General features: G+C 66.9%; 13 protein-coding genes. 5 read left to right on the forward strand and 8 right to left on the reverse strand.

From position 1 onward, the window contains the following. Positions 1–893 (reverse strand): Hsp33 family molecular chaperone HslO (locus ACFDTC_RS11780; protein WP_375259072.1); only part of this gene is annotated, 893 nt, incomplete at its 3' end. A 76-nt stretch (positions 894–969) separates the two neighbouring features. Here ACFDTC_RS11780 and ACFDTC_RS11785 point away from each other — a divergent pair. Then, positions 970–1422, forward strand: coding sequence for an NUDIX hydrolase (locus ACFDTC_RS11785; protein WP_375259073.1), 453 nt, complete (start codon positions 970–972; stop codon positions 1420–1422). Here ACFDTC_RS11785 and ACFDTC_RS11790 read toward each other — a convergent pair. Beyond that, a complete protein-coding gene (locus ACFDTC_RS11790; protein ID WP_375259074.1) occupies positions 1403–2698 on the reverse strand; it encodes a PP2C family protein-serine/threonine phosphatase in 1296 nt (431 codons plus the stop codon). The genes ACFDTC_RS11785 and ACFDTC_RS11790 overlap by 20 nt on opposite strands. Positions 2699–2840: 142 nt before the next feature. On the opposite strand from ACFDTC_RS11790, the gene ACFDTC_RS11795 reads away from it, so the two are divergent. Further along, positions 2841–3173, forward strand: a complete 333-nt coding sequence (locus tag ACFDTC_RS11795) for an Hpt domain-containing protein (protein ID WP_375259075.1) — start codon at positions 2841–2843, stop codon at positions 3171–3173. 8 nt (positions 3174–3181) lie between these two features. On the opposite strand, the gene ilvA is transcribed toward ACFDTC_RS11795, so the two are convergent. Beyond that, a complete protein-coding gene (gene ilvA / locus ACFDTC_RS11800) occupies positions 3182–4408 on the reverse strand; it encodes a threonine ammonia-lyase IlvA (protein WP_375259076.1) in 1227 nt (408 codons plus the stop codon). 36 nt (positions 4409–4444) lie between these two features. Next, on the reverse strand, positions 4445–5182 hold the full coding sequence (locus ACFDTC_RS11805; protein ID WP_375259077.1) for a hypothetical protein: 738 nt from the start codon (positions 5180–5182) through the stop codon (positions 4445–4447). A 128-nt stretch (positions 5183–5310) separates the two neighbouring features. On the opposite strand from ACFDTC_RS11805, the gene ACFDTC_RS11810 reads away from it, so the two are divergent. Then, on the forward strand, positions 5311–6537 hold the full coding sequence (locus tag ACFDTC_RS11810; protein ID WP_375259078.1) for an argininosuccinate synthase: 1227 nt from the start codon (positions 5311–5313) through the stop codon (positions 6535–6537). A gap of 89 nt (positions 6538–6626) precedes the next feature. Beyond that, on the forward strand, positions 6627–6908 hold the full coding sequence (locus ACFDTC_RS11815; protein WP_375259079.1) for an SCP2 sterol-binding domain-containing protein: 282 nt from the start codon (positions 6627–6629) through the stop codon (positions 6906–6908). Positions 6909–7107: 199 nt separating this feature from the next. Here the strand turns inward: ACFDTC_RS11815 and ACFDTC_RS11820 are convergent, their stop codons facing one another. Further along, positions 7108–7623, reverse strand: coding sequence for a hypothetical protein (locus ACFDTC_RS11820; protein WP_375259080.1), 516 nt, complete (start codon positions 7621–7623; stop codon positions 7108–7110). A 27-nt stretch (positions 7624–7650) separates the two neighbouring features. After that, the gene (locus ACFDTC_RS11825; RefSeq protein WP_375259081.1) at positions 7651–8064 is read right to left on the reverse strand and encodes a hypothetical protein; all 414 of its coding nucleotides are present in this window, start codon (positions 8062–8064) and stop codon (positions 7651–7653) included. A gap of 225 nt (positions 8065–8289) precedes the next feature. Here ACFDTC_RS11825 and msrA point away from each other — a divergent pair, with 225 nt between their 5' ends. Continuing rightward, a complete protein-coding gene (gene msrA, locus ACFDTC_RS11830; protein WP_375259082.1) occupies positions 8290–8916 on the forward strand; it encodes a peptide-methionine (S)-S-oxide reductase MsrA in 627 nt (208 codons plus the stop codon). A 6-nt stretch (positions 8917–8922) separates the two neighbouring features. Here msrA and ACFDTC_RS11835 read toward each other — a convergent pair whose 3' ends face one another. After that, complete coding sequence (locus ACFDTC_RS11835; protein ID WP_375259083.1) at positions 8923–9795, reverse strand: ribokinase; 873 nt, start codon at positions 9793–9795, stop codon at positions 8923–8925. A gap of 5 nt (positions 9796–9800) precedes the next feature. Then, positions 9801–10637: phosphate acyltransferase (locus tag ACFDTC_RS11840; protein WP_375259084.1), on the reverse strand; the 837-nt coding region annotated here is incomplete at its 5' end.

Consider the following 10637-nt stretch of genomic DNA (forward strand, 5'->3'; position numbering starts at 1 on the left):
TCCTCGGTGGTCATCTTCTCGATGTCCTTGGCCGAGTAGATCGACAGGCTCTGGCGCACGCGATCTTCCGAGCAGGTGCAGCCGAACTTGACCGGCTGGCTGTCGAAGACGCGCGGCGTTTCCTCGTGGAACAGGCGCACCAGGAGTTCGGTCGGGGCGACCTGCGGCCCGATCAGCTCCATCTCCTCGATGGTACCGAGATGCATGGTCACGCGGTTCCAGTTCTCCTTGTCGTCGCCGTCGACCAGGTCGTGCGCCTCGAGCAGACCTTCCTCGCCCGAGCCGCCGCCCTGCGAGAACGGCGAGGCCTTGGGCATGTGCTGCAGCATGATCCCGCCCGCGCGCCAGTGCTCGGGCACGCCCGGTTCGATCGAGCGGCCGTAGGACAGCGCGAAGATCGTCGGCAGCTGCTCGGACTGGGCGAAGTAGCTGGCGGCGCAGTCCGACAGCGAGGTGCCGGCGATCGGCGTGATGCCCTGGTAGGGCGTCATGCCCTGCCCCTGGTCGATGAGGATCGCAAAATAGCCCTTGCCCAGCTGGTCGAAGCCGCGTGTGTCGGTCACCCGGTCGCGGTCGAAGCTGGCATAGGCGCGGATGCGCGCGGGCTCGCCCTCTTCGGTTGGGCCGTAGTAATCGGTCGCGATCATGCGCACCGGGCCGTCGGTCTGCACCTGCAGCGACAGCTTCCAGCGCAGCTTGATCGTCTGGCCGATCAGCGCGGTCAGCAAGGCCATCTCGGCCACCAGCGCCTCGACCGCCGGGGGATAGTCGTGCTGCCCCAGCACGCCGGACAGCACGCCGTCGAGCCGCGCGATGCGGCCCCGCATGTCGGGCCGGTCAAGCTGAAAGGGCAGGACGGTGTCGTCCCAGGCGATTTTGGTGCCGATGCTCATGGGGTTTCCTTGTGGGCCGGTCGCTGGCATAGGTGTGCCATATAGGCATGACGCGGCGGGACGCAACGGGGGAGCGATGATCCGACGGTACGGTGCGCCGCCCGATCCCGGCCGGCGCTGGACCCTGCGGCCGGGGGTCTACGCAATCCTGCCGCGGGACGGCGCGCTGCTGCTGACCCATCAGAGCGAGCCCAGCCCCGAATACCAGCTGCCCGGCGGCGGCGTCGATCCCGGAGAGCATCCGATCGCCGCGCTGCACCGCGAGGTCTTCGAGGAAACCGGCTGGCGGATCGGACCGCCCCGGCGGCTGGGCGCGTTCCGGCGGTTCACCTACATGCCGGAATACGATCTCTGGGCCGAGAAGCTGTGCACGATCTACCTCGCCCATCCGGTGCGCCGGATGGCCCCGCCATCCGAGCCGGGGCATCGCGCCTGCTGGATGCCGGTGGACGAGGCCGCGCAGGTGCTGGGCAATCCCGGCGACGCGGCCTTCGTCACATCGGGCGCGGTCACGGCCCTTCGACGCTGAGCGCGTCGTATTCCAGCAGCGCCGCCGACACGTCGTCGCCCAGGTCGCTGCCGGCCAGTTCGGTGCGCAGGCGCCAGAACATGTCCTGAAGCAGCTCTTCGCCGCATGCATGGGCGGCGGTCTGCTTGAACAGCGCGATCAGCCCGGTTTCGTCGAGCATCGAGCCGTCGCGCATACGCGCCTCGGTGAAGCCGTCGGAATAGATCAGCAGCCGGTCGCCCGGCGCCATGTCGAAGCGCACCTGGTCGTAGCTGACATCCGGGACCAGGCCGATCGGCAGGCCCCCGTCGCCCAGCAGCCGGATCTCGCCATCCGCGCGCAGCAGGATCGGCGGCGGGTGCCCGGCCTGGACCATGCGCATCGCCCCGGTTCCCAGATCGGCCGTGACGTAGGCCATCGTCAGGTACTGCTCGACCCCCGGATCGGCCGACAGGCGACGGTTGAGCTTGGCGGCCACGTCCTCGGGCTGGTGCAGCGCGAAGTAGCGATCGAAGCGGCGTTCCAGCGCCAGGTTCTGGTCGGGAAAGCTGGACGACAGGTAGCCCGCGACGCGCGCGGTGACCATGGCCGAGGTGATGCCGTGGCCCGAGACGTCGATGCCGTACAGCCCCAGCCGCCCGACGCCGGGGCTGAACATCCCGACCAGATCGCCGCCCACGTGACCACAGGGCTGCAGCAGCAGGCTGACACGCGACGTGCCGAACAGGCGCGAGCGTTCCGGCACCAGCGCCTGCTGGATGGTGCGGGCCTGCTGCAGGTCGCGGTCGATGTCGGCGTGCAGGATCCGCAGCTGGTCCAGCGCCTCGCCCAGCTGGCGGTTGCGGTCCGACAGCGCGCGCTCCATCGCCAGCACGCGCGACCCGGCGCTGAGGCGCGCGCGCAGTTCCGGCGCGCTGACCGGCTTCGACAGGAAGTCGTCGGCCCCGGCGTCCAGGCCTTCGGCGACTTCGGTCTTGTTCGTCTTGGCAGTGAGCAGGATGAAGTAGCCGTAGCCTTCGTGCGGCATCTCGCGGAAGGCGCGGCACAGCTCGACCCCGGTCATGCCGGGCATCATCCAGTCCGAGATGATGATCTCGGGCGGCGCGGCAAGGCACGCCTCGATCGCCTGTTCACCGCTTTCGGCCTGGGTGACGGCAAAACCCCACCGTTCGAGCATCGAGCGCAGGATGCGCAGCTGCAGCCGGCTGTCGTCGACGATCAGGACGCGGCGCGCGTGCGCGGGCCGGCCCGTTGGGGCGATCGTCTCGTCCGGCTTCGTATGGTCGGCTTGCGGCATGCCCGCCAGCTGACGCGAGCCCCATTAAGAACGGATGAAGCGTAAAATGCGATGCAATGATCGCGTCGGGAAAAGTCGTTCGTTCACCATTCTCCCCCAGGGTGAGCGATCAGCCGGAATGCGGCGACGAAGGAGATTCGCGATGATCGACTGGGCCCGTGTGTGCGAATTGCGCGACGAGATCGGCGCCGAGGATTTCGAGGAAGTGACCGAGCTTTTCCTGACCGAGGTCTCGCAATGCATCGCCGCCTTGCCGGCCGCGCGGACCCCGGCGGCGCTGCGCGAGCGGATGCACGCGCTCAAGGGCGCGGCGCTGAACCTGGGCTTCGCGGCGCTGGCCGATATCTGCCGCGCCGGCGAACGGGCGGCCGCCCAAGGCGACGTCCATGCGGTGCGCCCGGCCGAAGTGCTCAACATCTTCAACGCGTCGATGGCCGCCTTCGAATCCGAGGTGGCGCAGCGCTTCGCCGCCTGAGCGGGCTGTCAGATCACGAAGCGGGCCAGAAGCTCGTCGTCGGTGATGTCCTGGTAGGTAAAGCCGTGCTCGTCCAGCTTGCCGAACAGCCTGGCGAAATTCGCCGGGTCCAGCGTCTCGATCCCGATGAGGACGGACCCGAAGTTGCGCGCGGACTTCTTGAGATATTCGAACCGCGCGATATCGTCGTCGGGTCCCAGCAGGTTCAGGAAGTCCTTCAGCGCGCCGGGCCGCTGTGGCAGGCGCAGGATGAAGTATTTCTTGATCCCTGAATACCGCTGGGCGCGTTCCTTCACCTCGGGCAGACGCTCGAAGTCGAAGTTGCCGCCGGTGGTGACGCAGACCACCTGCCGGCCCCGGATCGCCTGGCCGAGGTCCTTCAGAGCATCGACCGACAGGGCGCCGGCGGGTTCCAGCACGATCCCCTCGACATTCAGCATGTCGAGGATGGTGGTGCAGAGCCGGTCCTCAAGGATGGTCAGCGTGTTGGCCGCGCCGACGCCGGACAGGCGTGCGAAAGTGCGCTGCCCGATCTTCGCGACCGCCGCACCGTCGGCGAACGTGTCGACGCGCGGCAGGGCGACAGGCTCGCCCGCTTCCAGTGCGGCGCGCAGGCAGGCGCCGCCCGCGGGTTCGACCAGCGTGAACAGGCTGTCGGTGCCGAGGTAGCTGAGCACGCCCGCCGACAGACCGCCGCCACCCACCGGCATGACGATGTGGTCGGGCGCCTGGCCGAGCTGCTCGACGATCTCGACCGCGACGCTGGCCTGCCCCTCGATCACGTCCTCGTCGTCGAAGGGCGACAGGAAATGCGCACCCTGGTCGGCACAAAAGGCCTGCGCGGCGCGTAGCGTGTCGTCGAAGTAGTCGCCGATCAGGCGTACTTCGATGTTGTCGCCGCCGAACATGCGGGTCTTCTGGATCTTCTGCTGCGGCGTCGTCACCGGCATGAAGATCACGCCGCGCTTGCCGAAATGCCGGCACGACCACGCCACGCCCTGCGCGTGGTTGCCCGCGCTGGCGCAGACGAACATCGGCGCATCCGCCTGCTTGCGCATCGCGTTGAAGGCACCGCGCAGCTTGTAGCTGCGCACCGGGCTCAGATCCTCGCGCTTGAGCCAGATGTCCGCGCCGAAGCGCTCGGACAGGTGGGCGTTGCGCAGAAGCGGTGTCGGTTCGAACACGTCGCGCATGGCGTGGGCCGCGGCGCGTGCTGCATTCTGGAAATCGGTCATGTGCGATCTGTGGCCCAGCACGCGCCCCCGCGCAAGTCAGTCGATGGGCCGGCCCTGCACGTAGTGGCCGTAAAGCGTCGTCAGGACGGACACGCCGATGATCGTCGCGAACCAGCCGGTGACGATGGTGTAGACCACGTTGACGATCGACGCCGGGTCGGGGTTCAGCAGCGCCGGCGCCTGGATCACGAGGCTCGCGCCGATCACGATGAAGGCCAGCACGACGATCGCGCCGTCGGCGTCCTTGGTGGCGCGCCAGGCCTCGCGCACGCCCAGCCGCTGGCCGACCGCGATCGCCGGAAGCAGCACGCCGACGCGGAAGAACAGGTAGCCGCCCAGCCCGATCATCCCGAAGGCGAAGATGCCTGCGATGGCCGGCGCGGCGGCCAGGAACAGAACGATCGGAATGAACGCCAGCAGCACGCCCAGCACCACGACGATCCCGACGATGATGGAGACCCACAGGTAGCGCAGCAGCGTCGCGCCGTGCCATTGCGGCAGCCAACCGTGGGGATATTCCTCTTCCAGCACGAACCGGTGCCAGCCGACGGCGATCCACAGGCTGGCGACGATGGCCGCGATCGCCAGGATCACGCCCAGCGCCGAGCCTTCCGGCGCCACGCCCGGCACTTCTCCGGCGTCGATCGGGCTGTAGAGTGCCGAGACCTGCCCCGCCACCTGCACCGCATAGAGCACCGCCGACACCCGCAGCGCGGGGCCGAGATTGCGCAGCACCAGCCGCACGGAATGCATGAATATCTGCCAGCCCTTCATCGCGGCCCCTTTCGCGTCGCACCCGCGATCCCTAGCAGCCCCGGCGCCCCGGTCAACGGCCGCTGCCTTGCCCGGCGTCGGAAAACCCGCTAATCGCCGCTGCGACACGCGGACGGAAGGAACCCCCCATGAGCGCGCCAAAGAAAGTCGTCCTCGCCTACTCCGGCGGTCTCGACACGTCGATCATCCTCAAGTGGCTGCAGACCGAGTATGGCTGCGAGGTGGTGACCTTCACCGCCGACCTGGGCCAGGGCGAGGAGCTGGAGCCGGCGCGCAAGAAGGCCGAGCTGCTGGGGATCGATCCGAAGTCGATCTTCATCGAGGACGTCCGCGAGGAATTCGTGCGCGACTTCGTCTTCCCGATGTTCCGCGCCAACGCCGTCTACGAGGGGCTGTACCTGCTGGGCACCTCGATCGCCCGGCCGCTGATCTCGAAGCGGCTGGTCGAGATCGCGCGCGAGACCGGCGCCGACGCGGTCGCCCACGGCGCCACCGGCAAGGGCAACGACCAGGTGCGGTTCGAGCTGTCCTGCGCCGCGCTGGACCCGGACATCAAGGTCATCGCGCCGTGGCGGGAATGGGATCTCGGCTCGCGCACGTCGCTGATCGCGTTCGCCGAGGAACACCAGATCCCGATCGCCAAGGACAAGCGCGGCGAAGCACCGTTCAGCGTCGACGCGAACCTTCTGCACACCTCGTCCGAGGGCAAGGTGCTGGAGGATCCGGCCGAGGATGCGCCCGACTACGTCTACCAGCGCACGGTGAACCCCGAGGACGCGCCCGATCACCCCGAGCTGATCGAGATCACCTTCGCCAAGGGCGACCCGGTCGCGATCAACGGCGAGACGCTGTCGCCCGCGTCGATCCTGACCAGGCTGAACGAGCTGGGCGGCAAGCACGGCATCGGCCGGCTGGACTTCGTCGAGAACCGCTTCGTCGGCATGAAATCGCGCGGCATCTACGAGACGCCCGGCGGCACCGTCCTGATGGAAGCGCATCGCGGGATCGAGCAGATCACGCTGGACAGCGGCGCGGGCCACCTGAAGGACTCGATCATGCCGCGCTACGCCGAGCTGATCTACAACGGCTTCTGGTTCAGCCCCGAACGCGAGATGCTGCAGGCGCTGATCGACAAGAGCCAGGAGAACGTCAGCGGCACCGTGCGGCTGAAGCTCTACAAGGGCTCGGTCCGCACGATCGGGCGCTGGTCGGACGAAAGCCTGTACTCCGAGGCGCACGTGACCTTCGAGGACGACGCCGGCGCCTACGACCAGAAGGACGCGGCGGGCTTCATCCAGCTCAACGCGCTGCGCCTGCGCCTGCTGGCCGCGCGCAAACGGCGGCTGGCGCGCTGATGCCGCGGCGCGGCACGTAACGTCACGCTACCAGGTCCCTGCCCGGCTGCGCCATGATCGGCGCGACCAGGAAGGGACCCACCGTGTCGATGACCATGGACGAAATCGCCGACCGCATCCGCGCCGGCCTGTCGCGCAAGCCGCTGGACGAAAGTCTGCGCTTCGATTGCGGCGACGACGGCGCGCTGCGGCTGGAAGGGTCCGAGGTGGCGCATTCGGACGCGGTGGCCGATTGCACGATCCGCATCTCTCAGGCGAACCTGTCGAAGCTGGTGCAGGGTCAGCTGAACCCGATGACCGCCTTCGCCATGGGCAAGATCAAGGTCTCGGGCGACATGAGCGTCGCGCTGAAGCTGGGCCAGCTTCTGTAAGGACGCGAGCGGAGCTACGCTTAAGTAGTTGAAAATGAGTCACTTTTAGACTCTTCGATTCATCCTTAAGATTCAGGTGCTTACCCTTGATTCCGAGACAAGAAAATGTAATAATTGGAGGGCGAGGAATGCGGTAAAACCCACGTCCGCAGATAGCATTTGCTGGTCTCTAGGGGGAGCTTCGTGGGTCCCCCCCTCGCTACTTTTTAAAATATTCGTGGTCGCTTTGAATGAACAAGCGCTGTGCCAGTTTCATTTTAGAGCGGGTGATCGACTTGTTAAAATAGAATGTCCTAACGAAAATTCCTTTATCCTGCGCGTCGCGAGCCAAAACTAGAAAATATGCTCGTTTCGGATCTGGTTCGTGCAATATAACCTCAATTTGAAATTCTGAACCTCGTTTCATAGATTGGTAGTAGTCACCATTTCTAACGACCATGGGTAAAGCCAAGCCCTTGCTTGCATCCATTCCATGCATCTGGTGATGCCGAATTTTCTGAGAGTCGCGGTATGTCAAAAACACTTTTCGAGCATTCCACTTAAGAGCATCCGTAACGCGTGCGGGAATTTGTCCGACGCAGAGTGGGGGGCCTCCCCGCTTTCCGCCGTTAAGCAATTTGAAAAGTGAGAAGTCGTAGTCTGTGGGCTCCATGAAGTAACGTTTTAACTTCTTAGTATCCCACTGCCAAAACAAAAGACGCGGGGGCGTACCCACCGCGTCAATTTAATGCTTTTCAAGTAGTTACTCGGCCGTGACGGTGGTCATCACCAGCGCGTCGTCGACGCGGATCGGGCCGTCTTCGGTGGCGCCCAGCGTGTATTCGAAGACGCCGGTCGACGTGCCGCCGTCCTCGCCGTGCACCATCAGCATCAGCATGTCGCCCGAGGCGACGTCTTCTTGCAGGATCGCGGCGACGTCGGTGTTCTCGCCTTCCTTCAGCGGTGCGTAGCCGACGACCGGGCCGGGCTTCATCTCGGCGTCGGTGCGGTGCACGACCAGCCAGCCATTGGCGGGCGCGGTGACCTTCGCGGCGGTGACGGTGCCGCCGGACACGTCCTGGTCCATCGCCTCGACGCCCGGGGCCATGGAATGCGCGGCGGCGAAGGCCATCGATGCGGTGAGCGAAAAGGCGGCTGCGGTGATGATCGTCTTCATGGTGTCTCTCCTGTTTTTCCGGTGCATGGGCTTGCCATGTCCGATCCAAGACACGCGACCCAGGCGCAGGCAGTTTCAGGCGGATGCGACTTTTTTTTGCGAACGTGGCCGGGCTTCACGCGGGGATCACCTAGTGGTGAAACCCGCGCACGAACCTTGCACGGGGGCGTGCGTTACCGGACCAATGCGGAAAACATTGATTTGCGACATCAGCCGGAGGACACCATGCGCACTGCCATCCTGACCCTTGCCGCCGCCGCGGCCCTCACCGCCGCCCCCAAGGCCGAGGCCGCCGAGATCGTCGTCGCCGGCGGCTGCTTCTGGTGCGTCGAGGCGGATTTCGAGAAGGTCCGCGGCGTGTCCGAAGTCGTCTCGGGCTACACCGGCGGCACGACCGACAACCCGACCTACGACCAGGTGACGGGCGGGGATACCGGCCACTACGAGGCCGCGCGCATCGAGTATGACGAGGATGCGGTCAACGCGCGCCAGCTCTATGACCTGTTCTTCCGCTCGATCGACCCGTTCGACGCGGGCGGCCAGTTCTGCGACCGCGGCGACAGCTATCGCAGCGCGATCTTCGTCGACGGCCCCGAGGAGCGCCAGGCCGCCGAGGCCGCGAAGGCCGCCGCCGAGGAAGAGCTGGGCCGCGAGATCGTCACGCCGATCCTCGAGCTGGACGAGTTCTACCTGGCCGAGGATTACCACCAGGATTACTACAAGAGCACCGAGCGCACGCTGACGCGCTTCGGCTATATCGACCGCGCCGACGCCTACGAGCGGTACCGCGAAGGCTGCCGCCGCGACCAGCGCGTGCGCGAGATCTGGGGCGACGACGCGCCCTTCATCTGAGGTCGTTTAGAACGACAGGTCCTGGACCTCGCGCAGGTCCGGGATCACGTCGGCGGTGCCGTGTCGCGTGACCATCAGCGCCGCGGCCTTGATCGCCAGCCCGATCGCCTGCGCCATCGGCTGGCCCCGATCCAGTCCCGCCAGAAGGTAACCGGTGAACGTGTCGCCCGCCCCTGTGGTATCGAGGGCCTCGACCTTCAGCGCATCGAAATGGCGGAGCGTGCCGGCGTCGGTGTCGTACCAGTCGCAGCCCTTGGCGCCCTGCGTCACCACCACGTCGCGCACCGGCAAGGCCTGAGGCTGCATGCCGGTGGCTTCGGCCAGTTGCGCCGCCTCGACCGCGTTCAGGACCAACAGGTCCAGCAGCGGCATCACCGCGGCCACGGCATCGGCGTCGAAGGGGGCCGCGGCGTAAGCCACGCGCATGCCCCGGGCCGAGGCCATCTCGGCCCCCTCGCGCTGCGCGTTCGTCTCGTTCTGGAAGACGAAGATGTCGCCGTCACGCGCCTCGGCCAGCGGGGTGGCGAGGTGCTCGGCCGTCAGCGCGTGGTTCGCGCCGGGCTGCAGGACGATCGCGTTCTCGCCCGCGCCGTCGACCATGATGATCGCGTGACCGGTCGGAGCGTCCACCGTGAGCACGTGGCGCGTGTCCACGCCGTACTCCATCAGTCGCTCGACCGCCCAACCGCCGTCGGCACCCACCGCGCCCAGGTGCACGCAACGCGCCGCGGCGCGCGCCGCGGCGACCGACATGTTGGCGCCCTTGCCCCCCAGCCCGCGCGAGAAGCCGGTCGCGGCCAGCGTCTCGCCCGGTGCGGGCAGGTGCGGCAGGCGATAGACCAGGTCCGCGTTGATCGAGCCGAGGTTGAAGATGGTCATGCCGCCTACCCGACCTTGCAGGCGGCGAGCACCGCCATGTTCAGGATGTCGTTCGCGGTCGAGTTCGACGAGCAGATCTGGATCGACTTGTCGACGCCGGTCAGGATCGGCCCGATCACCGTGGCGCCCGCAAGCTCCTGCATCATCTTGACCGAGATCGACGCCGAATGCCGCGCCGGGACCACCAGGATGTTTGCCGGCCCGGTCAGGCGCTGGAACGGGTACGCCTCTTGCGCGCGGGTGTTCAGCGCCACGTCGGCGGTCATCTCGCCCTCGTACTCGAAGCTCACGCCGCGGGCGTCCAGCACATCCGGCGCAAGGTGCATCTTCTCGGCGCGCTCGGACACCGGGTAGCCGAAGGTCGAGAAGCTGACGAAGGCCACGCGCGGCTCGAGCCCCAGGTGCCGGGCCACGCCGGCCGCGCGTTCGGCGATCGTGGCGAGGTCGTGCTCGTTGGGCCATTCGTGCACCAGCGTATCGGCCACCAGCACGATCCGCCCCTTGTGCAACAGCACCGTCACGCCTGCGGCGCCGTGCTTGGCGTCGGCGTCGAAAACGTGGTTGATCAGCTCCATGACATGCGCCGACTTGCGCGTGGCGCCCAGGATGAGCCCGTCGCCATGCCCATGCGCCAGCATCAACGCGGCGAAGACGTGCCGGTCGCGCGCGGCCAGCCGGTGCACGTCGGTCCGGTCGAGGCCCTTGCGCTGGCCGCGGGCGTAGAGGAATTCCTTGTAGGTCTCGAGATGCGGCGTGTTGGCTGCGTTCACCACCTCGATCTCGGCCACCGCGTCGGCCAGGCCCGCGGCCTCGAGCTTGGCCTTCACGTCGGCCTCGCGGCC

It is taken from the genome of Citreimonas sp. (assembly GCF_042096055.1).
In the GTDB taxonomy this organism is placed as follows: domain Bacteria; phylum Pseudomonadota; class Alphaproteobacteria; order Rhodobacterales; family Rhodobacteraceae; genus Citreimonas.

Bases quoted from the DNA above. Each gene is read 5' to 3' on its own strand.
- ACFDTC_RS11815 (WP_375259079.1), top strand. From the start codon at position 6,627: ATGACCATGGACGAAATCGCCGACCGCATCCGCGCCGGCCTGTCGCGC.
- ACFDTC_RS11810 (WP_375259078.1), top strand. From the start codon at position 5,311: ATGAGCGCGCCAAAGAAAGTCGTCCTCGCCTACTCCGGCGGTCTCGAC.
- ACFDTC_RS11825 (WP_375259081.1), bottom strand. From the start codon at position 8,064: ATGAAGACGATCATCACCGCAGCCGCCTTTTCGCTCACCGCATCGATG.
- msrA (WP_375259082.1), top strand. From the start codon at position 8,290: ATGCGCACTGCCATCCTGACCCTTGCCGCCGCCGCGGCCCTCACCGCC.
- ACFDTC_RS11785 (WP_375259073.1), top strand. From the start codon at position 970: ATGATCCGACGGTACGGTGCGCCGCCCGATCCCGGCCGGCGCTGGACC.
- ilvA (WP_375259076.1), bottom strand. From the start codon at position 4,408: ATGACCGATTTCCAGAATGCAGCACGCGCCGCGGCCCACGCCATGCGC.
- ACFDTC_RS11835 (WP_375259083.1), bottom strand. From the start codon at position 9,795: ATGACCATCTTCAACCTCGGCTCGATCAACGCGGACCTGGTCTATCGC.
- ACFDTC_RS11795 (WP_375259075.1), top strand. From the start codon at position 2,841: ATGATCGACTGGGCCCGTGTGTGCGAATTGCGCGACGAGATCGGCGCC.
- ACFDTC_RS11790 (WP_375259074.1), bottom strand. From the start codon at position 2,698: ATGCCGCAAGCCGACCATACGAAGCCGGACGAGACGATCGCCCCAACG.
- ACFDTC_RS11805 (WP_375259077.1), bottom strand. From the start codon at position 5,182: ATGAAGGGCTGGCAGATATTCATGCATTCCGTGCGGCTGGTGCTGCGC.